Raw genomic sequence first — 22,318 nt, 5'->3', positions numbered from 1 at the left:
CCGGCGGGTCAGTTGACGGGGCCGGTCCACTTCTCGCCGGGGCCCTTGCCGATCGGGTCGGGGATGACCGACGCCTCACGGAAGGCGAGCTGAAGCGAACGCAGACCGTCGCGGAGACTGCGCGCGTGCATGTCGCTCACTTCGGGGGCGGCGGCCGTGATGAGACCGGCGAGAGCGTTGATGAGCTTCCGCGCCTCATCGAGGTCCTGCTGGCTCTCGGGGTCGTCGGCGAGCCCGCACTTCACGGCTGCCGCGCTCATGAGGTGGACGGCCGTCGTGGTGATGACCTCCACCGCCGCGACATCGGCGATATCGCGCGTGGCGTCGGCTGCGGCATCCGAAAATGCGCGGTCGGCGTCGTCGATCGCTCGCTGGTTGTCGTCGAAACCCTGCTCGACCGGGGATGAAGTGTCTTCCACGCCGTTCCTCTGCTAGACTCATGCGGGCTCCGGGGTCACACCCCGGTACGAAAGTGGAGAATCTCCCACCCGCGCAACCGCTTCATCAAGGTTACCGGGTCTTGCACTCCGCTCCGTCGCGGTGATCGAAGGATCACCACGGGGGAGTAGGCAGGGTGCGGCACGAACAGTTCGATCATGTGTTGTGATCGCGCCGTCGTGCGTGGATCTCCGTTCTCGTCTGCACGAGGCATCCGTCTCGTTCGGTAGCCGCAGGCTTGAGTAGAGGAGAACCCGCATCAGCGATCCCCGTACAAACGACCGTATCCGCGTCCCCGAGGTCCGCCTCGTCGGACCGAGCGGAGAACAGGTCGGCGTCGTCAAGATCGAAGTGGCGCTGCGTCTGGCGCAGGAGGCCGAACTCGATCTCGTCGAGGTCGCACCGAACTCCAAGCCCCCGGTCGCCAAGATCATGGACTACGGCAAGTACAAGTACGAGGCTGCGCAGAAGGCGAAGGAAGCCCGGCGCAACCAGGCGAACACGATCCTCAAAGAGGTTCGCTTCCGCCTCAAGATCGACAAGCACGACTACGAGACCAAGATGAAGCGCGCCATCGGCTTCCTGCAGGGCGGCGACAAGGTGAAGGCGATGATCCTTTTCCGTGGCCGTGAGCAGTCCCGCCCCGAGATGGGCGTGCGTCTGCTGCAGCGCTTCGCAGAAGATGTCGCCGAATTCGGTGGCGTCGAGCAGAACCCCACAATCGATGGTCGGAACATGGTGATGGTTATCGCCCCGATCAAGAACAAGTCCGAGGCCAAGGCCGAGGCAAACGCACAACGTGCCGCCAGCAAGGCGGCTCGACAGGAGGAGAACAATGCCTAAGCAGAAGACCCATTCGGGGGCGAAGAAGCGCTTCAAGATCACCGGAACCGGCAAGCTCAAGAAGCAGCAGGCCGGTATGCGCCACAACCTCGAGGGCAAGTCCTCCGTGCGCACGCGTCGCCTGAACCAGGACAAGGTCCTGTCGCCGGCTGACGCCAAGGTCGTCAACAAGCTCCTCGGCCGCTGAGCCGCGCCCGATTCGTTAGGAAGATAGAGAAATGGCAAGAGTAAAGAGGGCTGTCAACGCCCACAAGAAGCGTCGGGTCATCCTTGAGCGCGCCGAGGGCTACCGCGGTCAGCGGTCGCGCCTGTACCGCAAGGCCAAGGAGCAGGTCACTCACTCGCTCGTCTACTCGTACCGCGACCGTCGTGCCCGCAAGGGTGACTTCCGTCGTCTGTGGATCCAGCGCATCAACGCTGCGTCGCGTGCGAACGGCCTGACCTACAACCGCCTCATCCAGGGCCTCGGCCTTGCGGGCGTCGAGGTCGACCGTCGTATCCTCGCCGAGCTCGCCGTGAACGAGCCCGCGACGTTCGCGGCTCTCGTCGAGACGGCCAAGAAGGCCCTCCCGGCCGACACGAGCGCGCCGAAGGCTGCTGCGTAAAGCATCTTCTTCAGAAAGGCCCGGCCCCTCAGGGGTGCCGGGCCTTTCTGTTACCTCCGACCTCTAAGCTGGCGACATGCTCGAGAACCCCCGTTCCCCGCGCGTTCGCGCCGTCGCCAAGCTCGCGCGCAAGGCGGCACGTGCCGATAGCGGCATGTTCCTTCTCGAAGGCCCGCAGGCCGTCTCCGAGGCGTTGACGTTCCGACCCGAGCTGCTCTCCGAGCTGTACGGCACGCCGACGGCGCTCGAACGTCACCCCGAGATCGCCGAGGCGGCCAGTGCGGCCGGCGTCGATCTCGAGTTTGTCTCCGAAGAGGTGCTCGAGACGATGGCCGATACGGTGACGCCGCAGGGCTTCGTGGCCGTGTGCAAGCAGTTCCCGACGGCCGTGAAGGACATCATCGCCGCGGAGCCCAAGCTCATCGCCATCCTCGAAGAGGTGCGCGACCCCGGCAACGCCGGCACGATCATCCGAGCCGCCGACGCGGCGGGCGCCGACGCCGTCATCCTGACCGGGCGCAGCGTCGACCTCTACAACCCGAAGGTCGTGCGAGCCTCGACCGGGTCGATCTTCCACGTCCCCGTCGCCGTCGGCGCCTCGCTCGACGACGTCCGCGATCGTGTGCGTGCCGCGGGCCTCACGATCATCGCGGCCGACATCAAGGGCGACGATCTTCTCGACGCGCGCAACGCCGGCGCCCTCGACGGCCCCACCGCTTGGCTCTTCGGCAACGAGGCGCGGGGGCTGCCGGATGACGCCCTCGGCCTCGCCGATCGGGCCATCACCGTGCCGATCTACGGTCATGCCGAGTCGATGAATCTCGCGACCGCGGCCTCCGTCTGCCTGTACGAAAGTGCGTTCGCCCAGCGCTCCGTCGACCACTAGGTCTCGAGTCGGCCCGCAAACGAGGGTCACGAAACGGTAACCGATCATGTGTCGTCATGTGACGGAAACGCGGCGCTCACTAGTTTGGGAACTATGGAGCCCACAGCGACCCCGGCGACGTCCAACATTTCCGTTCGACGCGGGGAGCCTCTCGTCATCGTCGACAAGGTCAACAAGCACTACGGCGAACTGCATGTCTTGAACGACATCAACACCGTCGTCAACCGCGGCGAGGTCGTCGTCGTGATCGGCCCGAGCGGATCGGGCAAGTCGACCCTCTGCCGCGCGATCAACCGTCTCGAGACGATCGACTCCGGTTCGATCACGATCGACGGCAAGGTGCTGCCCGAAGAGGGTGCCGAGCTCGCCAAGCTGCGAGCCGATGTCGGCATGGTGTTCCAGTCCTTTAACCTCTTCGCGCACAAGACCGTGCTCGAGAACGTCACGATCGGCCCGATCAAGGTCAAGAAGCTCTCGCGCAAGGATGCCGAGAAGAAGGCCATGGAGCTGCTCGAGCGCGTCGGCGTCGCCAACCAGGCCCAGAAGATGCCCGCTCAGCTCTCGGGCGGCCAGCAGCAGCGCGTCGCGATCGCGCGATCGCTCGCCATGAACCCGAAGCTCATCCTCATGGACGAGCCCACGAGCGCGCTCGACCCCGAGATGATCAACGAGGTCCTCGACGTCATGGTCGGTCTCGCGAAGGACGGCATGACGATGATCGTCGTGACACACGAGATGGGCTTCGCCCGCAAGGCCGCCGACCGCGTGCTGTTCATGGCCGACGGTCAGATCGTCGAGGAGGCGACTCCGATCGAGTTCTTCGACAACCCGCAGTCCGAGCGGGCCCAAGACTTCCTGTCGAAGATCCTCGAGCACTGAGGCGACGGCAGGATCTGAACCGCTACCGCGGTCAGGCACCACGGATACACCGAGAGGGGACTACACGATGAAGATGCAGAAGAGGTTCGCAGGCGTCGCACTGGCGGCTGCGGGAATGCTGCTGCTCGCGGGTTGCGCGAGCGGAGGCGACGCCGGAGCGACGACGGCGCCGGTCGAGGAGGCCCCGGAGTTCGAAGCGGGCACGACGATGGCGACGCTGGCCGACGCCGGCAAGATCACCATCGGCACCAAGTTCGACCAGCCGCTGTTCGGCCTGCTCGGCCCCGACGGAGACCCGGTCGGGTTCGACGTCGAGATCGGCAAGATCATCGCCGGCAAGCTCGGCATCGCACCCGAGAACATCGAGTGGGTCGAGACGGTGTCCGCGAACCGCGAGCCGTTCATCGAGAACGGTCAGGTCGACCTCGTCATCGCCACGTACACGATCAATGACAAGCGCAAGGAAGTCATCTCCTTCGCCGGGCCGTACTACATGGCCGGACAGTCGATCCTCGTGCTCGCCGACAACGACGACATCACGAGCGAAGACGACCTCGTCGGCCAGCCCGTCTGTTCGGTCACCGGCTCGACGCCCGCGGCGAAGCTCGCCGAGATCGGTGCCGAGCCCGTGCTCACGGACACGTACTCGAACTGCCTCGAGCCGCTGCGCTCGGGCGCGGTCGTCGCGGTGTCGACCGACAACGTGATCCTCGCGGGCCTCGCCGCTCAGAACGAGGGCGAGTTCAAGATCGCCGGTAAGCCGTTCACCGAAGAGCCCTACGGCATCGGTCTCGCACTCGACGACACCGAGTTCCGCAACTGGATCAACGATGTCCTCGAGGAGTCGTACAGCGACGGCACCTACGAGGCGGCATGGAACGAGACCGCAGGAACCGTCCTGCCGTTCGTCGATCCTCCCGCAGTCGACCGCTACTGATTCGATCCGGGCCGGCGTTGATCGCCGGCCCGGACTCCCTCTGATGGAAGGACTCGCGTGGACGTCGTTATCGACAACCTGCCGCGCTATCTGAGCGGTTTCCAACTGACGCTCCTGCTGCTCGTCGTCTCGGGCCTGGCGGCGCTCGTCATCGGTACGCTCATCGCGGCCATGCGGATCTCGCCCGTCGCGTCGCTGCGCGGCTTCGCCACGGTCTACACCGAGATCGTGCGCAATACGCCGCTGACGCTCGTGCTCATCTTCTGTGCGTTCATCCTCCCGTACCTCGGATCCGATCTGCCGTACCTCATCGCCGCGATGATCGGCCTCGCGGTCTACACGTCGCCGTTCGTCGCTGAGGCGTTGCGCTCCGGCATCAACGGTGTGGCCGTGGGTCAGGCGGAGGCGGCTCGCAGCATCGGCCTCGGATTCGCCCAGACGGTGGGTTTCATCGTCTTCCCGCAGGCGTTCCGCATGACCGTTCCGCCCCTGATCAACGTGTTCATCGCACTCACGAAGAACACGTCGGTCGCCGGCGGCTTCTTCGTCGCCGAGCTCTTCACGGTCGGTAAGGAGTTGGCGAACGCGAACGGCAACGCGGTCATCGCGGTCCTGCTCGGGGTCGCGACGTTCTATCTCGTGATCACCGTTCCCCTCGGGCTCCTCGCGGCCCGCCTCGAAAGAAAGTGGGTGGTTCAGCGATGAGCGGTTCGAGTGTTCTCTTCGATGCCCCGGGCCCGCGTGCGCGCGCCCTCTCGAGGACCTTCTCCATCGTCGCCGGCGTCCTGATCGTCGCCGGCCTCGTCTGGATCTACTTCACGCTCGCCGCTCCGCGGCCGGCGTCGGGCGGCATGGTCCTGCCCGGAATGTTCGACGCGACCCGGTGGGACATCTTCGCCGACCCCGTGGTGTGGCGGTTCATCGGCGAGGGTGCCGTCGCGACGCTTCAGGCGGCGGCCGTCGCCGCCGTGGGCGCGGTCGCTCTCGGTATCGTCTTCTCGATCCTGCGGAGCGCCGAGACGAAGTGGATCAGCATCCCGATCGCCGTCGTGCTCGAGTTCTTCCGCGGCATGCCCGTGCTGCTGATGATGCTCTTCATCCTGCTCGTCGGTTCCACCGGGGCGTTCTGGGCCGTCGTGATCGCGCTCATCGTCTACAACGGCGCGCTCATCGGCGAGTCGTTGCGCGCCGGACTCGCTTCACTTCCGCGCGGACAGCGCGAAGCGGGGCTGAGCCTCGGCATGCGACCTCTGCAGTCGAAGATGCTCGTCGAGTTCCCGCAGGCTTTCCGTCAGATGCTGCCGATCATCGTGGCGCAGCTCGTGGTCCTGCTCAAGGACACGTCCCTCGGCTACATCGTCGGCTACGACGAGTTGCTGCGCCGCACGATCAACAACCTCGGTTCGTTCTACGGCAACCGCTACCTGTTCTCGCTGTTCGTCGTCGCGACGCTCATCTACCTCGCGATGAACCTCGCGCTCTCCTTCTTCGCGCGCTGGCTCTCGAAGCGCACGGCGAGCGGCGGGCGGAAGGCTCGTCGCGGTGGCCGCGGCAGCGGGCCGGTCGGAGGACCGGAAGAGCTCGATCCGTCTCTCGCGACGCTCAAGCTGCAGGCATACGGCACCGATAAATAGCGGAGCTCGTACGAGTACGGTGCGCGTCCTCCGCAGGGCGCGCACCGTAGACTCTTCTCTTGTGTCCGAACCCACCGAGATCACCGAATCCGCGGTGAACGCCGCCGTCGAGGCCGCTCTGCGAGCGATCGATGCCGCTGACGATTCATCCGCTCTGACCCAGGTCCGCGCCGAGCACACGGGCGGCACGTCGACCCTCGCGAAGCTCAACGCGCTGCTGCGCGATGTGCCGAACGACCAGAAGGCCGCCATCGGCAAGCTCGTCGGCGGTGCACGGGGCCGCGTCAACCAGGCCTTCGCCGCTCGCGAGTCGGCGATCGTCGAGGCGGAGGCCACGGCTCGCCTCGCCGCCGAGGCGATCGACGTCACGGCGCTCGGAGCGCTCCGCTCGACCGGCGCCCGTCACCCGCTCATGCTCCTGCAGGAGCGCATCGCCGACATCTTCGTCGGCATGGGATGGGAGATCGCCGAGGGGCCCGAGCTCGAGCACGAGTGGTTCAACTTCGACGCGCTGAACTTCGACGAGGACCACCCGGCTCGCGCGATGCAGGACACGTTCTTCGTCGATCCCGCCGAGCGCCACCTCGTCATGCGCACGCACACGTCGCCCGTGCAGGTGCGTTCGATGATCGACCGCGAGTTGCCGATCTACATCCTCGCTCCGGGCCGTACGTACCGCACCGACGAGCTCGATGCGACGCACACTCCCGTCTTCAGCCAGTTCGAGGGTCTCGCCGTCGACAAGGGCCTGACGATGGCGCACCTGCGCGGAACGCTCGAGCACGTCGCACGCATCATGTTCGGCGACGAGGCGAAGATCCGCCTGCGCCCCAACTACTTCCCCTTCACCGAGCCGAGCGCCGAGCTCGACATCTGGCACCCGACCTTCCAGGGCGGTGCGCGCTGGATCGAGTGGGGCGGCTGCGGCATGATCAACCCCAACGTCCTGCGCGCCGCGGGCATCGACCCCGACGTCTACTCGGGCTTCGCGTTCGGTATGGGCTTCGAGCGCACTCTCATGTTCCGCAACGACGTCTCCGACATGCGCGAGATCATCGAAGGCGACATCCGTTTCAGTCAGCAGTTCGGGATGGTGGTGTGAGATGCGGGCCCCGCTCTCCTGGATCAACGAGTTCACTCCTCTCGTCGAGGGGTCGACCCTCGACGACGTTCATGCGGCGCTCGTCCGCGTCGGACTCGAGGAGGAAGACCTCCATTCGTTCGACCTGCAGGGTCCGATCGTCGTCGGCGAGGTGCTCGAGTTCGTCGAGGAACCGCAGTCGAACGGTAAGACGATCCGCTGGTGCCAGGTGCGCGTCGCGCCTGGCGACGAGACCGCGGCCGACGGCGGCCCGGCCGTGCACGGAATCGTGTGCGGTGCCTCGAACTTCTTCGTCGGCGACAAGGTCGTCGTGACCCTCCCGGGCGCCGTCCTCCCCGGGCCGTTCCCCATCGCGGCGCGGAAGACCTACGGTCACGTCTCCGACGGCATGATCGCCTCGGTGAAGGAACTGGGGCTCGGTGACGAGCACGACGGCATCCTGCGCCTGTCGACCCTCGGACTCGACCCCGAGGTCGGCACCGACGCGATCGCGCTCCTCGGGCTCGACGATTCCGCCGTCGAGGTCAACGTCACTCCCGACCGCGGCTACGCCTTCTCGATCCGCGGCATCGCGCGCGAGTACTCGCACGCGACGGGGCAGCCGTTCTCCGATCCGGCCGCCGGTGTTGCGCCGATCTCGGCATCCGGTTTCTCCGTCGTCGTCGATGACGTCGCTCCCATTCGTGGCCGCGTCGGTGCGACCGGATTCGTCACGCGCGTCGTGCGCGGTGTCGACGCCTCCCGCCCGACTCCGCCGTGGCTCGCCGCCCGTCTGAAGCTCGCCGGTGTGCGCTCGATCTCGCTCCTCGTCGACATTACGAACTACGTCATGTTCGAGCTCGGGCAGCCGATCCACGGCTACGACCTCGACACGCTCCAGGGCGGCATCACGGTGCGTCGCGCGACGGCCGGCGAGACGATCGAGACGCTCGACGGCCAGGTGCGCAGCCTGTCGACGGAAGACCTCCTCATCACCGACGACTCCGGCCCCATCGGGCTCGCCGGCGTCATGGGCGGCGGAACGACCGAGATGAGCGACACGACGCGTGACGTGCTCATCGAGGCGGCGACGTTCGACCCCGTGACCATCGCGCGATCCGCGCGTCGTCACAAGCTCCCGAGCGAGGCGTCCAAGCGCTTCGAGCGCGGCGTCGACCCTCGCGTCGCGGCCGCGGCCGCGAACCGCGCCGCACACCTCATGGTCGAGCTCGCCGGCGGGACGATCGACGCGGTCGGTTCCGACCTGGTGACGGATGACGCGCGCGAAGCGATCTCGCTGCCCGAGGCCTTCGCCGCCGGGCTCGTCGGCGTCGACTTCACGCCGGAACAGCAGCGCGAGGCGCTCGAACTCATCGGTGCGACCGTCGTCGACGCGGAGGACGGCTGGACCGTCACGGCACCGACGTGGCGCCCCGACCTCACGGACCGATGGACCCTCGCCGAGGAGATCGCGCGCATCGTCGGCTACGACACGATTCCGTCGGTCCTGCCGGTGGCTCCGCCGCAGCGCGGGCTCACGCGCGCGCAGGTCCTGCGGCGACAGGTGTCGAACGCCCTCGCGGCGAGCGGTGTGACGGAGGTCGTCTCCTACCCGTTCCTCACCGAGGCGACGAACAACCGCTTCGGTTCGGCCACGGGTGAACCCATCGCGCAGGTGAAGCTCGCGAATGCACTCGATGCGAGCGCTCCCTACCTGCGCACGTCCCTGCTGCCGGGTCTCGTCGAGGTCGCGCACCGCAACCTGTCGCGCGGGTTCGGCGATCTCGCGATCTTCGAAGCCGGTGCGGTCTTCCGCCCCGAGCCCGGGGTGACCTACGGCACCGACACGATCCCGCCCGGAGCGGCGCGGCCGAGTGACGAGCAGCTCGCGGCGATCGATGCGTCGATCCCGCCGCAGCCGCGCCACGTCGCCGTGCTCATCCTCGGCAACCGATCGGTCAAGCAGCCGGGCGTCGCACCCGTGCCCTCGGGCATCGCCGATGCGCTCGAAGCAGCACGCACGATCGTGCGCGCCGCGGGCGGCACGCTCGAGGTGGCCAATGGCTCGCACGCCGCCCTCCACCCGGGACGCACCGCCGAGCTGCGCGTCGCCGGCGAGATCGTCGGCTTCGCGGGTGAGCTCCTTCCGACCTACGCCGACGAGGCCGATCTCCCGCGCGTCGTCGCCGTCGCCGAGATCGACCTCGACCGCGTCATCCGCCTCACCGACGGCATCGTGCAGGCCGCGCCGATCTCGGTCTTCCCGGCCGCCACGCAGGACCTCTCGCTCGTCGTATCGCGCGCGATTCCCGCGGGCGACATCGAGGCCGTCGTGCGCGACGGTGCGGGCGAGCTCCTCGAGTCGATCGCGCTCGTGGACGACTACCGCGGCGCGGGAGTCGGGCCCGACGAGAAGAGCCTGACCTTCGCCCTGCGCTTCCGCGCGACCGATCGCACTCTCACGGCTGCCGAGGCGAGCGAGGCGAAGCTTGCCGGTGCCGCGCGAGCGACCGAGAGCTACGGGGCGACGCTCCGCGAGTGAGCCGTCGAGGGGTCATCGGCAGTCGTCGGTGACCCCTCGGTGCTCTCCTCCGTCTGCCAGCGGAACAGCAGCGCGTAGACCGGGCCGAAGACGAGCCACGCGACGAGGACGAGCGTGATCCGCGCGACCCACGACCAGAGGTCGCCCTCGAACGCCGCCTCGATGCTCGTCGGAACGGTCCAACCGGAGACGGCGATCATCACCAGCAGCGCGGGCACGGCGAGAGACCAGGCGACGAGCGCGCGCAGCCACTCGGCCCACATGCGCCGGATGTACGCAGGACCGCTCTTCGGGTGTCGCGCCGGAGCGGGCCCTCCGGCGAAGCGGTGAGAGAACCAGGCGTCCATGCTGGTGATGATCGAGTGGCCGAATCCGACGGTGAAGCCGAGATAGACGGCGGCGAGGGCGTGCGACCAGTTGGGCGTCGCCCCGTTCGCGAGGTCGATCGCGGTGAGTGTGATGAGTGCGACGTCGACGAGCGGCACGCTGAGCAGCAGCACGCGGCTCACGCGGGTCCATCGCGCGAGATAGCGGGCGGCGAGCCCTCCGACGAGGAGCAGCCAGAAGAGCACCTCTGCACCGAGGATGGCGAAGACGAGCGGGCTGTCGTGCATGAGAGAGTCCATGGTTCGACGATGCCGGTGCGGTGCCCGGCGCGAATCAGCCGGAATCGTGCAGTGCGCCGCCCGGGCATACATCTTTCGATGCAGGGCGCATCCAGCCTTTCGGCGGTCGACGCGGAGGGTCAGCCTTGGTTGGATGGGACAGTGCGCGATACCGGGGTGGGACTGAAGCAGTGGGGGAGTCGTCACGCCGACACCCTCCTCACGGTCGCCTACGCGGCGCTCGGCATGATCCTCGCAGCCCTCGGATTCTCGCTCGAGTGGCGGCCGGCGGCCCCTGACGCGCCCGTCGGCATCGACCTCGCGTTGATCGGCGTGCTCGCCGTCATCCACCTCTTCCGCCTCCGTCGGACGACGCTGTGCCTCGCCCTCTCGGTCGGGCTCGTCGCGGCCGACGCCATCGTCTTCGGTTCCACGCCGATCGGGGCGTTCATCCTCGTCGCCGACCTCGTCTACCTCCTGGGTCGCGACGACGACCGCCGTGTCGTCGACGTGCTCTGGTACGTCTCTGCCGCGACCGCTCTCGCCGCGGCGCTCCTGCTCGCGACGTCGGCCGCTCCGCTCGTCGCACCGTTCGCGGTGATCCCGATGACCCTCGCCATCTCGCTGTGGTGGGGGCGCTCGGTGCGCGCCCCGCGCGTCGAGGCGGAACGCGAGCGGGCGAGGGCCGAGGCGATCGAGCGCGCCGTCGACGCCGATCAGGCCCGGGCGCTCGCCGAAGAGCGCCTGGCGATCGCGCGAGAGCTCCATGACGTCCTCGCCGGTGACCTCGCTGCCATCGCGTTGCGGTCGGAGATCGCGCTGCGGCGCGGCGGAGGCGACGACCCCGTGGTGCGGGAGTCGCTCGAACAGGTGCGCACCGCGGCCCACGACGCGATCGGCAACGTGCGTCGTACGATCGGAGCACTCCGCGACCCTGGCGACTCGGCCGCACCCGGCATGCTCCTCGAGAACTGGCGCGACGTCGTCGAGCAGGCGCGGGCGGTCGGCATCGACATCACGCTCTCCGAGAGCGGCGACACCCGTGCTCTCCGCGGAGACATCGATCTCGCGCTCGCCCGCCTCGTGCGCGAGGCACTCACCAACGTTCGAAAGCACGCGCCGGGCGCGCGCGTGATCATGGTGCTCGACATCGACGAGAACGCGCTCAGCCTCACGGTGACGAACGCGATCGTCGTCGAGGGTGCGGCATCGACGCGCGACGCGCGACTCACGGGAGGCCTGGGCCTCGTCGGAGCGCGGGAACGAGCGCGCCTCCTCGGAGGAACGGTCGAAGCCGGCCCGATCGACGACGAGTGGGTCTTCGCCGCTCGCCTACAGCTGACGACCCGGCTGGAGGCAGCCCCGTGATCCGCGTGCTCATCGTCGACGACCATGCCGCGGTGCGTGCGGGTCTCACCGCACTCCTCGATGGCGAGGACGGCATCTCCGTCGTGGGTGACGCGGCCGATGGCCGCGAGGCGCTCCACCGGGCCGACGTCCTCGATCCCGACGTCGTGCTCATGGACATCCAGATGCCCGTGCTCGACGGCATCGCCGCGACGCGGGCCCTCCTCGAGCGCGATCCCCACCGTCGTATCGTCGTGCTGACGACCTTCGGCTTCGACGAGTACGTCGATGCCGCGATCGGCGTCGGCGCTCGTGGCTTCCTCCTCAAGACGGCCTCGGCCGACGAACTCGCCGACGCCGTCCGCCGTGTCGCGGCAGGGCAGTCGATCCTCTCCCCGGAGGTGACCGAGGCCGTCTTCGCGCGGTTGCGCGCGCCGTCCCCGCCGGCACGGGTCAGCCCGTTCCCCGAAGCCTCGGCGCGTCTCGGCGAGCTGACCGCGCGCGAGCGGGACGTGCTCGACGCGCTCGGCTACGGCGACTCGAACGCCGCGCTCGCCGCACGTCTCGGGATCTCGGAGGCGACCGCGAAGACCCACGTGTCGCGCGTGCTCGCGAAGCTCGGCATCGTGTCGCGCACTCAGGGCGCACTGCTCGCCCGGTTCGAGCGCGACGCCCCATGACGGCGACGTTTTGCACGGCGGGGCGCCCGAGCGCTAAGGTCGCACCATGCAGAGCATCGTGACCGACCAGCGCCTCGCGCAGGTCTCCGGTGCGCGTCGACGTCGGGGCGAGCGACTCTAGGCGACCCTTCGCCGCGGCTCCGGCCGCGCGTCGAGGAGGTCGCCGGTCCCGGTCCCGTTCCTCGACACCCATAAGGTAGATCCATGACGTATTCGGTCGCCGTCTCCGGCGCATCCGGCTATGCGGGAGGCGAACTCCTACGCCTCATCGCCGACCATCCCGAGTTCGATGTGCGTACCGTCACCGCGCACTCGAATGCGGGGCAGCCGCTCACAGCCGTTCAGCCCCATCTCCGCTCGTACACCCATCTGACGCTCGCCGAGACGAACGCCGAGAATCTGCGCGGGCACGACATCGTGTTCCTCGCGCTCCCGCACGGAGCCTCGGGTGCGATCTCCGCCGAACTCGACGAGCATTCGCTCGTGATCGACTGCGGTGCAGACCACCGCCTCGAGAGCGAGGCCGACTGGGCCGCGTTCTACGGGGGAGACTTCTTCGGCGCGTGGCAGTACGGCGTTCCCGAGCTTCCGCGCACGAAGGGCACCCAGCGGGATCGGCTCGCCGGGGCGACGCGCATCGCGGCTCCCGGCTGCAACGCCTCGACCGTCGCCCTCTCGCTCGCTCCCGGCATCCGTGCCGGCGTGATCGACGAGCGCGACCTGGTCACCGTCCTCGCCGTCGGACCGTCGGGCGCGGGCAAGAGCCTCAAGACCCACCTCCTCGCGAGCGAGATGCTCGGCAGCGCGAGCGCGTACGCCGTCGGAGGCTCGCACCGGCACATCCCCGAGATCCAGCAGGCCCTGCGGTGGGCGGGCGCGAACGCGCCGACCATCTCCTTCACCCCGCTCCTCGTCCCCATGTCGCGCGGAATCCTCGCGACGTCGACGGCGAAGCTCGCCCCGGGTGCGGATGCCGCGAGCGTGCGGGCCGCATGGACGGACGCCTACGCGGGCGAGACGTTCGTGCAGGTGCTGCCTGAAGGCCAGTTCCCGCGCACGGCCGACGTGCTCGGCGCGAACACCGCACTCATCGGCCTCGCGGTCGACGAGGCGGCGGGTCGCGTCGTCGTGGTCGCCGCCGTCGACAACCTCGTGAAGGGCACGGCGGGCGCCGCGATCCAGTCCGCGAACATCGCCCTCGGCCTGCCCGAAGCCACGGGCCTCAGCGTGAATGGAGTCGCCCCGTGAGCGTCACCTCTCCTCTCGGATTCGACGCGGCCGGCATCGCAGCTGGCATCAAGGCCTCGGGTGCCCCCGACCTCGCGCTCGTCGTCAACCGCGGCCCACGTCAGGCCGCAGCGGCGGTCTTCACGTCGAACCGCGCCAAGGCCAACCCCATCCTCTGGAGCGAGAAGGTCATCCTCGACGGTCAGGTCGCGGCGATCGTCCTCAACTCGGGCGGGGCCAACTGCTTCACCGGCCCGCGGGGCTTCCAGGTCACGCACCAGACGGCTGAGGCGGTCGGTGAAGCTCTCGACGTCTCGGCCGGCGACGTGCTCGTCTGCTCGACGGGGCTCATCGGCGACCAGCTCGATGCCGACGTCCTCGTGGCCGGCGTCCACACGGCGACGTCGGTTCTCTCCGCCGACGGCGGTGACGATGCCGCTCGGGCGATCATGACGACCGACTCCGTGCCGAAGACCGCCCTCGTGAGCGGCGACGGCTGGAGCATCGGAGGCATGGCGAAGGGTGCGGGAATGCTCGCGCCGGGCCTCGCGACGATGCTCGTCGTGCTGACGACCGACGCCGACGTCGATGCCGCCGGTCTCGACACGGCACTCCGCGCTGCGACGCGTGTGACGTTCGACCGGCTCGACTCCGACGGCTGCATGTCGACGAACGATCAGGTGACACTGCTCGCGTCGGGTGCGTCGGGCGTCGTCCCCGACGCCGCAGCGTTCACCGATGCCGTCACGGCCGTCTGCCGTTCGCTCGCCGAGCAGCTCCAAGCGGATGCCGAGGGCGCGAGCCACAACATCGCGATCGAGGTCGTCGGAGCAGCGTCCGAGGACGACGCCGTCGAGGTCGGCCGTTCCGTGGCGCGCAACAACCTCTTCAAGGCCGCGATCTTCGGCAACGATCCGAACTGGGGCCGGGTGCTCGCCGCGATCGGAACGACCGAGGCCGAGTTCGATCCCTACGCGGTCGACGTCAGCATGAACGGGGTGCGCGTCTGCCACGCGGGCGAACCCGATGCCCCGCGCGACGCCGTCGACCTCACGCCGCGTGCCACCCACGTGCTCATCGAGCTCCATTCGGGCGACGCGACGGCGACGATCCTCACGAACGACCTCACGCACGACTACGTGCATGAGAACAGTGCGTACTCGAGTTGAGAGGGGAGCGCGACATGAATGACGCAGCGGCGAAGGCCGGAACACTCATCGAAGCCCTTCCGTGGCTCAAGCGCTTCCACGGCGAGACCGTCGTCGTGAAGTTCGGCGGCAACGCCATGGTCAGCGAGGAGCTGCAGCGCAGTTTCGCCGAAGACATGGTCTACCTGCACTACGCCGGCATCCGCCCGGTCATCGTGCACGGCGGCGGCCCGCAGATCTCGTCGATGCTCGAGCGCCTCGGCATCGAGAGCGAGTTCCGCGGCGGCTACCGTGTGACGACGCCCGAGGCGATGGACGTCGTGCGTATGGTGCTCACGGGGCAAGTCAACCGCGAGCTCGTCTCGCTCATCAATGAGCACGGCCCCCTCGCGGCCGGTCTGTCGGGCGAGGACGCGGGCCTCTTCCGCGGCCGGAAGCGCGGCGCGATCGTCGACGGCGTCGAGGTCGACCTCGGGCTCGTCGGCGACGTCGTCTCGGTCGACCCCGCCGGTGTGCACGCTCTGCTCGATGCGGGGCGCATCCCGGTCATCTCATCGATCGCACCCGACTCCGACGTCGCGGGTCAGTCGCTCAACGTCAACGCCGATTCGGCCGCGGCTTCGCTCGCGATCGCGCTCGGTGCGGCGAAGCTCGTCATCCTCACTGACGTCGCCGGACTCTACAGCGACTGGCCGAACCGCGAATCGCTCGTATCGGTCATCGAAGTTCCCGAGCTCATCGAACTGCTCCCGCAGCTCGAGTCGGGCATGATCCCCAAGATGACGGCGTGCCTCGAGGCCGTCGAGGGCGGCGTGTCGAAGGCGGCGATCATCGACGGCCGTGTTCCGCACTCGATCCTGCTCGAGATCTTCACGCAGAGCGGCATCGGCACCGAGGTCGTGCCGGCAGGAGGAAACGCATGAACTGGCACGCCGACTTCGACCGCGTGATCATGCGCTCCATCGGTCATCCGCTCGCCCAACTCGTCTCCGGTGAGGGATGCCGCGTGCGAGACTCCGACGGCAACGAGTACCTCGACTTCCTCGGCGGTATCGCCGTCAACGCCCTGGGTCACGCCCACCCGGTGTTCGTCGAGGCCGTGACGACGCAGGCCGGAAAGCTCGCGCACGTCTCGAACTACTTCTCGACACCGCCCCAGCTCGAACTCGCCGACCGCCTCGTGCGGCTGACGGGTGCGGGCGACGGCGGCCGGGTGTGGTTCGGCAACTCGGGCGCCGAGGCCAACGAGGCGGCGTTCAAGCTCGCCCGTCTCAACAACACCAACGGTTCGCGCACCCGCATCCTCGCCCTCGTCGACGCGTTCCACGGGCGCACGATGGGCAGCCTGGCTCTCACGGGCAAGCCGCACATGCGTGCTCCCTTCGAGCCCGTGCCGGGAGGCGTCGAGCACATCCCCGCCACGATCGAGGCGCTTGAGCACGCGATCGACGATTCGGTCGCCGCGCTCTTCCTCGAGCCCATCCAGGGCGAGGCGGGCGTCGTCGATCTTCCCGAGGGTTTCCTCGCCCGTGCACGTGAGCTCACGCGAGCACACGGCGCCTTGCTCATCATCGATGAGATCCAGACCGGTGCCGGCCGCACGGGGGAGTGGTTCGAGTTCCAGCGCGCCGGAATCCTGCCCGATGCCGTGACCCTCGCGAAGGGCATCGGCGGCGGCTTCCCGATCGGCGCGCTTGTCACCGTCGGCGCGGCATCCGACCTCTACTCGAAGGGCCAGCACGGCTCGACGTTCGGCGGCAACCCGCTCGCGACGGCCGTGGCGAACGCCGTCCTCGGCGAGATCGAGGGCGCGGGGCTCGTCGAGAACGCGCGTATCCGCGGTGACGAGGTGCGCGCGCTCATCTCGAGCATCGACTCGCCCCTCATCGCCGAGGTCCGCGGGCACGGCCTGCTCATCGGCATCGGGCTCACCGAACCGCGTGCGGGCGAGCTGGCGACGGCTGCTCTCGCCGAGGGCCTCATCATCAACGCGGCGAACGACGCGAGCATCCGTCTCGCCCCGCCCCTCATCATCGGAGACGCCGAGGTGACCGAGTTCGGCGAGAAGTTCCGCGCCGCTCTCGCTCGACTCGACGCATCAGACACGACCACTCTGGAGAACGCATGACCCGCCACTTCCTTCGGGATGACGACATCACGACCGTCGAGCAGACCGAGATCCTCGATCTCGCCGAGCAGCTGAAGGCCGACCGCTGGTCGCGCACCCCGCTCGCCGGACCGCAGACGGTCGCCGTCATCTTCGACAAGTCATCGACGCGCACGCGGGTCTCCTTCGCGGTCGGCATCGCCGACCTCGGCGGCAGCCCGCTCATCATCTCGACCGCCAACAGCCAGCTCGGCGGCAAGGAGACCCCGAGCGACACGGCTCGCGTGCTCGAGCGCATGGTCTCGGCGATCGTCTGGCGCACGTACGGGCAGGCCGGTCTCGAAGAGATGGCCCGCGGCACGACGGTTCCCGTCGTCAACGCGCTCTCCGACGACTTCCACCCGTGCCAGCTCCTCGCCGACCTGCTGACGATCCGCGAGCACAAGGGAACCCTCACCGGCCTCACGGTCGCCTTCCTCGGCGATGGCGCGAGCAACATGGCGCAGTCCTACGTGCTCGCGAGCGCCACGGCCGGCATGCACGTGCGTGTCGGTTCGCCCCAGGAGTTCTCACCCGCCGCGAGCGTCGTCGCCGACGCCGAGGCCATCGCGGCGACGACGGGTGGATCGGTCTCGATCCACACGGATCCCGTCGCCGCCGTCGCCGGGGCCGACGTCGTCGTCACCGACACGTGGGTGTCGATGGGCAAGGAGGACGAGAAGGCCCACCGCGTCGCGACCTTCGGCGCCTACCGTGTCGACGACGCTCTGCTGGCGCACGCGAAGGACGACGCGATCTTCCTGCACTGCCTGCCCGCCGACCGTGGCTACGAGGTCACCGCCGAGGTCATCGACGGCAAGCAGAGCGTCATCTGGGACGAGGCGGAGAACCGTCTGCACGCGCAGAAGGCTCTTCTCGTCTGGCTCCTCGCGAAGAACGGAGTCGGCGCATGAGCGGTCAGACGAACGAAGGCTCGCTGTGGGGCGCACGATTCGCCTCCGGGCCCTCGCCCGAACTCCAGGCTCTCAGCCGGTCGACGCACTTCGACTGGCAGCTGGCTCCCTACGACCTCGCGGGTTCACGCGCGCACGCCCGTGCGCTCTCGGCCGCGGGCTACCTCGATGCCGATGAGCTCGCCCGCATGATCGCGGGTCTCGATCGTCTCGAGGCCGACGTCGCGTCGGGTACGCTCCTGCCGACGGATGCCGATGAAGACGTTCACGGAGCGCTCGAGGCCGCGCTCATCGAGGTCGTCGGTCCCGAGCTCGGCGGTAAACTCCGTGCGGGGCGCAGCCGCAACGACCAGATCGCGACGCTCGTGCGTCTGTACCTGCGCGACCACGCGGCCGTCATCGGCACGCAGCTCGTGCACCTCATCGATGCGCTCGCGGCTCAGGCCGACGCACATCGCGAGGCGATCCTCCCGGGTCGCACGCACCTGCAGCACGCACAGCCGGTGCTCCTCGCGCACCACCTGCTCGCGCACGCGTGGGCGCTCTCGCGCGACCTGGAACGCATCGCCGACTGGGACAAGCGCGCGAACGTCTCGCCGTACGGCTCGGGCGCGCTCGCGGGTTCGACCCTCGGCCTCGACGCCGCATCGGTCGCGCACGACCTCGGGCTCGGCGGCGTCGTCGAGAACTCGATCGACGGCACGGCGAGCCGCGACGTCGTCGCGGAGTTCGCATTCATCACCGCGCAGATCGGGGTCGACCTGTCGCGCATCTCGGAGGAGATCATCCTCTGGAACACGCGCGAGTTCGCCTTCGTCACGCTGCACGACGGCTACTCGACGGGTTCGTCGATCATGCCGCAGAAGAAGAACCCCGATATCGCCGAGCTCGCGCGCGGGAAGTCGGGTCGTCTCATCGGCAACCTCACGGGCCTGCTCACGACGCTGAAGGGTCTGCCGCTCGCGTACAACCGCGACCTGCAGGAGGACAAGGAGCCGGTCTTCGACTCGGTCGAGACTCTCGAAGTCCTGCTTCCCGCCTTCACGGGCATGGTCTCGACGCTCACGTTCCACACGGAGCGCATGGCCGAGCTCGCACCGCAGGGATTCTCGCTCGCGACCGATGTCGCCGAGTGGCTCGTGAAGCGCCATGTGCCGTTCCGTGATGCGCACGAGATCACGGGAGCGCTCGTGCGTGCGGCGGAGGAACGCGGCGTCGACCTCGCCGGCCTCTCCGACGACGAGCTCGCTGCGGTCTCGCCGCTGCTCGAACCGTCCGTGCGCGACGTGCTCACGATCGAGGGCTCGGTCGCGAGCCGTGATGGGCTCGGGGGCACCGCTCCCGCGCGCGTCGCCGATCAGTTCACCGCTCTCACCGCGCGGATCCGGCTCCTGTCGGCCGCGCTCCCCGAACGGCGCGTCTGATCGATCGCTCCGTCTTCCGAGACGATCCCGTCAGTGTCGCGCCGAGGCTCCTCGGCGCGACACTGACGCACGTCACGGACGCCGGGACCGTCTCGATCCGTCTGAGCGAGGTCGAGGCGTATCGCGGAGTCGGCCGAGACCCGGGTTCGCACGCCCATCGCGGCCCGACGCCGCGCACGGCGACGATGTTCGCCGAGCCGGGGCACCTGTACGCGTACTTCACGTACGGTATGCATGTCTGCCTCAATGTCGTCGCGCACTCGAGCGGTGAGGCGGGTGCCGTCCTGCTGCGCGGAGGCACGGTCGTCGCGGGGCTCGAACTCGCTCGAGAGCGTCGCCCGACGGCATCCATCGATCGCGACCTGGCCCGCGGTCCGGCGCGACTCGGTCTCGCTCTCGGAGTTCCTCTCGCGGCCGACGGCGCAGATCTGCTGTCGTCGCCGTTCTCGCTCACGCTGCCGGCCGAGACGGTGACGTTCGAGTCGGGACCGCGCACGGGAGTGAGCGGAGCGGGCGGCGGCGGCGACTATCCCTGGCGATTCTGGATTCCCGGGGACGCCGGGGTGTCACCGTACAAGCGTCACCCGCGCGCCCTCGGCTGATTTCAACCGGCGAGTACGCGCAGCTCGCTGATCTGCTGGATGCGGTCGGCACTCGTGCGAGCGAGGGGAGCGACCGTGAGCGTCGTCACCCCGGCCTCCCTGAACGCCGCGATGCGCTCGGCGACGTACCCGGCCGGTCCGATGAGCGAGAGCTCGCGCGCGAGCTCGTCGGGAACGGCGGCCGCGGCCTCGTCCTTCCGCCCGTCGAGATAGAGGTCCTGGATGAGGGCGGCTTCGGCCTCATAGCCGTAGCCGGCCACGAGATCGTTGTAGAAGTTCTTGCCCCGCGCGCCCATACCGCCGATGTAGAGCGCGAGGTGCGGCTTGATGAGGGGCAGGAACGCATCGGCGTCCTCGCCGATCGCGAGGGCGGGGCTCGCGACGATCTCGAGCGGGCCGAGTTCGGGGGATCGCTTCGCTCGGCCCTTCGCGAGCGAATCGCCCCACACGCGCGCGGCTCGTTCGGGGTGGAACAGGTGCGGCTGCCATCCCTCGGCGATCTCGGCGGTCTGTGCGACGCTCTGCGGACCGAGAGCGGCAATGACGATGGGGATTCGATCACGTACAGGCTGGTTGATGAGCTTGAGCGGCTTGCCGAGCCCCGTGCCCTCGTCGGCGGGAAGCGGGATGCGATAGTGGCGCCCGTCGTGCTCGAGACGCTCGCGGAGCCAGACCGACCGGCAGATCTCGACGATCTCGCGGATGCGCCCGAGCGGAGCGTCGTACCGCACTCCGTGGAAGCCTTCGATGACCTGCGGGCCGGATGCGCCGATGCCGAGGATGAATCGGCCGTCCGAGACGTAGTCGAGTCCCGCGGCGGTCATCGCGGTGAGCGTCGGGGTCCGCGTGTAGATCTGGAGGATCCCGCTCGCGAGGCGGATGCGTTCCGTCGCAGCGGCGAGATAGCCGAGCTGGCTCACCGCGTCGAACGAGTAGGCCTCGGGAACGACGATGACGTCGAGCCCCGCGTTCTCGAGCTCGCGCACTTCGGCGACGGCCTCGCGGAAGCCGCCTGAGTAGTCGAGCATCATGCCGATGTCCATCGTGCTCCTTCGCATTCCGGTGGTGTCGGGGCGTGGTCGTTCAGGAACTCGCGAGCCTCACGAGGATCGCTGCGGCGCACGCCCAGATGAGGCTCGCGAGCGTACCGATGATGAAGCGTTCGCGGGACTCGGCCGCTTCGAGTTCGGTGAAGCGGCCGACGCCCTTGACGGCCACGACGATGGCGAGGGCCTCGGGGAAGCCGAGCAGGATGGCACCCGCTGTGGCGATGCGCTCGAGGATGCCGATCGTCGTGCCGCCTCGGAGGACCTCTCGACGTTCGGGGAGGACGCCGGGCGCCGTCGAGGCGGGCATGACGAGGATGCCGCCGTGCGCACCGGCTTGGACGCTCCCGCGCATGGCGAGGTCGAGAGCCAGGACGGCCGCAGGCCCGCCGCCGAAGATGGCGATCGCCAGCGAGGCGAGCGAGAGGTAGACGGTGATGCTCGCGGGCGGGGCCTCGGGTACCAGTGCGGCCACGAGAAGAGAGGCTCCGAGCAGGACGGCAGAGATCCACGTCAGTGCTCGGTTGGGCCGGTAGAACGAGAAGACGGCGATGGTCGCGCTCGCGGACACCGCGATGACGAGCACGATCCAGCTGAGCACGGGGGCCAGCTCGACGGGTGCGATCATCGGTCCTCCTCGCTCGTCGACGCCTCGCGGTCGAGGCTCTCCAGCAGCCTACAGAGTGCGGGTTCGGCATCCGCTTCGATCCTGAGGTTCGCTGCTCGCGCCCGTGAACTGACGGCGGGCTGGCTGATGGCGAGTTCGGTCGCGGCATCCGACTGGGGGAGCCCCGAACGCAGCAGGTCGTAGAGCTCCCACCCGGCGGCACTCCGTCGTTGCCGTAGTGCGAGGAGGAGATCAACGAGCGCCTCGGCGTCGCTCGTCGCGACCGCCGATCGCGAACCCGCGAGGACTCCGATGGCGAACCGTGTCAGTTTGCGCTTGGCGCGGTCGACACCGAGCCGCGCGGCGAAGAACGCGTCGCCGGTCGCCTCTCTGACGTCGTCGGGAAGCGGGCGTCGCACGGCGCCCACGCCGAGCCCGACGCTCCACGCGTCCGTGCGGGTGAGTTCGAGCACGATCTCGAGCGCGGTGCCGGCATCGGCGGTCAGTATCTGCAGCTCGTCGCCGGCATTGCGGTCGGCGGCGAGTGCGAGCCGGTCGCGGTACCGATCGTTCAGATCGGTGCGTGCCGGCCCGACCCTGTCGGGGGTCGTGCGGCTGTCGATCTGGTCGGCGGTGATGACGAACATGATGCGTCCCTCCTCAACGTGGAGGCTTATATCGGTTCACATAAGCATACAGGGTTATATCCGCAAACATAAGCCTCTAT

The 22,318-nt window shown here is 68.6% G+C and carries 24 protein-coding genes; 19 read left to right on the top strand and 5 right to left on the bottom strand.

The window, feature by feature from the left end:
- Positions 1 to 8 precede the first annotated feature (8 nt).
- Positions 9 to 365 (bottom strand): DUF1844 domain-containing protein, encoded by a 357-nt coding sequence (locus BJ972_RS04895; protein ID WP_129173357.1) that lies wholly within the window; start codon positions 363 to 365, stop codon positions 9 to 11.
- 331 nt (positions 366 to 696) lie between these two features.
- Here BJ972_RS04895 and infC point away from each other — a divergent pair, with 331 nt between their 5' ends.
- The 10 genes from infC to pheT all read left to right on the top strand — a co-directional run bounded on the left by infC (position 697) and on the right by pheT (position 9,845).
- Positions 697 to 1,281, top strand: a complete 585-nt coding sequence (gene infC, locus BJ972_RS04890; protein ID WP_129172700.1) for a translation initiation factor IF-3 — start codon at positions 697 to 699, stop codon at positions 1,279 to 1,281.
- Positions 1,274 to 1,468 (top strand): 50S ribosomal protein L35, encoded by a 195-nt coding sequence (rpmI, locus tag BJ972_RS04885; protein WP_129172699.1) that lies wholly within the window; start codon positions 1,274 to 1,276, stop codon positions 1,466 to 1,468. Before infC ends, rpmI begins: the two co-directional genes overlap by 8 nt.
- Before the next feature lie 31 nt (positions 1,469 to 1,499).
- Positions 1,500 to 1,886 carry a 50S ribosomal protein L20 gene (gene rplT / locus BJ972_RS04880; protein WP_129172698.1) on the top strand — a complete coding sequence of 129 codons (387 nt, stop codon included), beginning with the start codon at positions 1,500 to 1,502 and terminating at the stop codon, positions 1,884 to 1,886.
- 76 nt (positions 1,887 to 1,962) lie between these two features.
- Positions 1,963 to 2,772 (top strand): TrmH family RNA methyltransferase, encoded by an 810-nt coding sequence (locus tag BJ972_RS04875; RefSeq protein ID WP_129172697.1) that lies wholly within the window; start codon positions 1,963 to 1,965, stop codon positions 2,770 to 2,772.
- A gap of 93 nt (positions 2,773 to 2,865) precedes the next feature.
- On the top strand, positions 2,866 to 3,651 hold the full coding sequence (locus BJ972_RS04870) for an amino acid ABC transporter ATP-binding protein (protein ID WP_129172696.1): 786 nt from the start codon (positions 2,866 to 2,868) through the stop codon (positions 3,649 to 3,651).
- Positions 3,652 to 3,718: 67 nt separating this feature from the next.
- Positions 3,719 to 4,588 (top strand): glutamate ABC transporter substrate-binding protein, encoded by an 870-nt coding sequence (locus tag BJ972_RS04865; protein ID WP_129172695.1) that lies wholly within the window; start codon positions 3,719 to 3,721, stop codon positions 4,586 to 4,588.
- A gap of 57 nt (positions 4,589 to 4,645) precedes the next feature.
- Positions 4,646 to 5,293, top strand: a complete 648-nt coding sequence (locus BJ972_RS04860; protein WP_129172694.1) for an amino acid ABC transporter permease — start codon at positions 4,646 to 4,648, stop codon at positions 5,291 to 5,293.
- On the top strand, positions 5,290 to 6,222 hold the full coding sequence (locus BJ972_RS04855; RefSeq protein ID WP_129172693.1) for an amino acid ABC transporter permease: 933 nt from the start codon (positions 5,290 to 5,292) through the stop codon (positions 6,220 to 6,222). Before BJ972_RS04860 ends, BJ972_RS04855 begins: the two co-directional genes overlap by 4 nt.
- Positions 6,223 to 6,283: 61 nt before the next feature.
- A complete protein-coding gene (gene pheS / locus BJ972_RS04850) occupies positions 6,284 to 7,324 on the top strand; it encodes a phenylalanine--tRNA ligase subunit alpha (protein ID WP_129172692.1) in 1,041 nt (346 codons plus the stop codon).
- A 1-nt stretch (position 7,325) separates the two neighbouring features.
- Positions 7,326 to 9,845, top strand: a complete 2,520-nt coding sequence (pheT, locus tag BJ972_RS04845; protein ID WP_129172691.1) for a phenylalanine--tRNA ligase subunit beta — start codon at positions 7,326 to 7,328, stop codon at positions 9,843 to 9,845.
- On the opposite strand, the gene BJ972_RS04840 is transcribed toward pheT, so the two are convergent.
- Positions 9,821 to 10,471: a hypothetical protein gene (locus tag BJ972_RS04840; RefSeq protein ID WP_129172690.1), complete on the bottom strand. Its 651-nt coding sequence runs from the start codon at positions 10,469 to 10,471 to the stop codon at positions 9,821 to 9,823. The two genes, pheT and BJ972_RS04840, sit on opposite strands and share 25 nt — an antisense overlap.
- 156 nt (positions 10,472 to 10,627) lie before the next feature.
- Between BJ972_RS04840 and BJ972_RS17540 the strand changes: the two genes are divergently transcribed.
- From BJ972_RS17540 to BJ972_RS04795, 9 genes are all read left to right on the top strand, one after another.
- Positions 10,628 to 11,818, top strand: coding sequence for a sensor histidine kinase (locus BJ972_RS17540; RefSeq protein ID WP_179419922.1), 1,191 nt, complete (start codon positions 10,628 to 10,630; stop codon positions 11,816 to 11,818).
- Positions 11,815 to 12,477 carry a response regulator gene (locus BJ972_RS17640; RefSeq protein WP_129172688.1) on the top strand — a complete coding sequence of 221 codons (663 nt, stop codon included), beginning with the start codon at positions 11,815 to 11,817 and terminating at the stop codon, positions 12,475 to 12,477. Before BJ972_RS17540 ends, BJ972_RS17640 begins: the two co-directional genes overlap by 4 nt.
- A gap of 204 nt (positions 12,478 to 12,681) precedes the next feature.
- The gene (argC, locus tag BJ972_RS04825) at positions 12,682 to 13,725 is read left to right on the top strand and encodes an N-acetyl-gamma-glutamyl-phosphate reductase (protein WP_129172687.1); all 1,044 of its coding nucleotides are present in this window, start codon (positions 12,682 to 12,684) and stop codon (positions 13,723 to 13,725) included.
- Entirely contained in the window at positions 13,722 to 14,873 is a 1,152-nt protein-coding gene (gene argJ, locus BJ972_RS04820) for a bifunctional glutamate N-acetyltransferase/amino-acid acetyltransferase ArgJ (protein ID WP_129172686.1), read from the top strand. The genes argC and argJ overlap by 4 nt, the downstream gene beginning before the upstream one ends.
- A 14-nt stretch (positions 14,874 to 14,887) precedes the next feature.
- On the top strand, positions 14,888 to 15,775 hold the full coding sequence (argB, locus tag BJ972_RS04815; RefSeq protein WP_129172685.1) for an acetylglutamate kinase: 888 nt from the start codon (positions 14,888 to 14,890) through the stop codon (positions 15,773 to 15,775).
- The gene (locus tag BJ972_RS04810) at positions 15,772 to 16,980 is read left to right on the top strand and encodes an acetylornithine transaminase (RefSeq protein WP_129172684.1); all 1,209 of its coding nucleotides are present in this window, start codon (positions 15,772 to 15,774) and stop codon (positions 16,978 to 16,980) included. The genes argB and BJ972_RS04810 overlap by 4 nt, the downstream gene beginning before the upstream one ends.
- On the top strand, positions 16,977 to 17,912 hold the full coding sequence (argF, locus tag BJ972_RS04805; protein WP_129172683.1) for an ornithine carbamoyltransferase: 936 nt from the start codon (positions 16,977 to 16,979) through the stop codon (positions 17,910 to 17,912). Before BJ972_RS04810 ends, argF begins: the two co-directional genes overlap by 4 nt.
- Positions 17,909 to 19,336, top strand: a complete 1,428-nt coding sequence (argH, locus tag BJ972_RS04800; protein WP_129172682.1) for an argininosuccinate lyase — start codon at positions 17,909 to 17,911, stop codon at positions 19,334 to 19,336. The genes argF and argH overlap by 4 nt, the downstream gene beginning before the upstream one ends.
- Positions 19,333 to 19,938 (top strand): DNA-3-methyladenine glycosylase, encoded by a 606-nt coding sequence (locus BJ972_RS04795; RefSeq protein ID WP_129172681.1) that lies wholly within the window; start codon positions 19,333 to 19,335, stop codon positions 19,936 to 19,938. Before argH ends, BJ972_RS04795 begins: the two co-directional genes overlap by 4 nt.
- A gap of 2 nt (positions 19,939 to 19,940) precedes the next feature.
- Here BJ972_RS04795 and BJ972_RS04790 read toward each other — a convergent pair whose 3' ends face one another.
- Genes BJ972_RS04790 through BJ972_RS04780 form a run of 3 tightly spaced genes read right to left on the bottom strand, consistent with a single transcriptional unit; the run spans position 19,941 to position 22,238 of the window.
- Positions 19,941 to 20,981, bottom strand: a complete 1,041-nt coding sequence (locus tag BJ972_RS04790; RefSeq protein ID WP_129172680.1) for an LLM class F420-dependent oxidoreductase — start codon at positions 20,979 to 20,981, stop codon at positions 19,941 to 19,943.
- A gap of 40 nt (positions 20,982 to 21,021) precedes the next feature.
- Complete coding sequence (locus BJ972_RS04785; protein WP_129172679.1) at positions 21,022 to 21,612, bottom strand: hypothetical protein; 591 nt, start codon at positions 21,610 to 21,612, stop codon at positions 21,022 to 21,024.
- On the bottom strand, positions 21,609 to 22,238 hold the full coding sequence (locus tag BJ972_RS04780) for a DNA-binding protein (RefSeq protein WP_129172678.1): 630 nt from the start codon (positions 22,236 to 22,238) through the stop codon (positions 21,609 to 21,611). The genes BJ972_RS04785 and BJ972_RS04780 overlap by 4 nt, the downstream gene beginning before the upstream one ends.
- Between the last annotated feature and the right edge of the window lie 80 nt (positions 22,239 to 22,318).

Origin of the sequence: Agromyces atrinae, assembly GCF_013407835.1 — a bacterium.
Classification (GTDB): Bacteria; Actinomycetota; Actinomycetes; order Actinomycetales; family Microbacteriaceae; genus Agromyces; species Agromyces atrinae.
The sequence above is the reverse complement of the archived record's forward strand: the minus strand, read 5'-3'. Positions and strand labels throughout refer to the sequence as shown.

Coding starts and splice junctions, on each gene's coding strand:
- rpmI (WP_129172699.1), top strand. CDS start 1,274: ATGCCTAAGCAGAAGACCCATTCGGGGGCGAAGAAGCGCTTCAAGATC.
- rplT (WP_129172698.1), top strand. CDS start 1,500: ATGGCAAGAGTAAAGAGGGCTGTCAACGCCCACAAGAAGCGTCGGGTC.
- BJ972_RS04875 (WP_129172697.1), top strand. CDS start 1,963: ATGCTCGAGAACCCCCGTTCCCCGCGCGTTCGCGCCGTCGCCAAGCTC.
- BJ972_RS04870 (WP_129172696.1), top strand. CDS start 2,866: ATGGAGCCCACAGCGACCCCGGCGACGTCCAACATTTCCGTTCGACGC.
- BJ972_RS04865 (WP_129172695.1), top strand. CDS start 3,719: ATGAAGATGCAGAAGAGGTTCGCAGGCGTCGCACTGGCGGCTGCGGGA.
- BJ972_RS04855 (WP_129172693.1), top strand. CDS start 5,290: ATGAGCGGTTCGAGTGTTCTCTTCGATGCCCCGGGCCCGCGTGCGCGC.
- pheT (WP_129172691.1), top strand. CDS start 7,326: ATGCGGGCCCCGCTCTCCTGGATCAACGAGTTCACTCCTCTCGTCGAG.
- BJ972_RS04840 (WP_129172690.1), bottom strand. CDS start 10,471: ATGGACTCTCTCATGCACGACAGCCCGCTCGTCTTCGCCATCCTCGGT.
- argC (WP_129172687.1), top strand. CDS start 12,682: ATGACGTATTCGGTCGCCGTCTCCGGCGCATCCGGCTATGCGGGAGGC.
- argB (WP_129172685.1), top strand. CDS start 14,888: ATGAATGACGCAGCGGCGAAGGCCGGAACACTCATCGAAGCCCTTCCG.
- BJ972_RS04810 (WP_129172684.1), top strand. CDS start 15,772: ATGAACTGGCACGCCGACTTCGACCGCGTGATCATGCGCTCCATCGGT.
- argF (WP_129172683.1), top strand. CDS start 16,977: ATGACCCGCCACTTCCTTCGGGATGACGACATCACGACCGTCGAGCAG.
- argH (WP_129172682.1), top strand. CDS start 17,909: ATGAGCGGTCAGACGAACGAAGGCTCGCTGTGGGGCGCACGATTCGCC.
- BJ972_RS04790 (WP_129172680.1), bottom strand. CDS start 20,981: ATGGACATCGGCATGATGCTCGACTACTCAGGCGGCTTCCGCGAGGCC.
- BJ972_RS04785 (WP_129172679.1), bottom strand. CDS start 21,612: ATGATCGCACCCGTCGAGCTGGCCCCCGTGCTCAGCTGGATCGTGCTC.
- BJ972_RS04780 (WP_129172678.1), bottom strand. CDS start 22,238: ATGTTCGTCATCACCGCCGACCAGATCGACAGCCGCACGACCCCCGAC.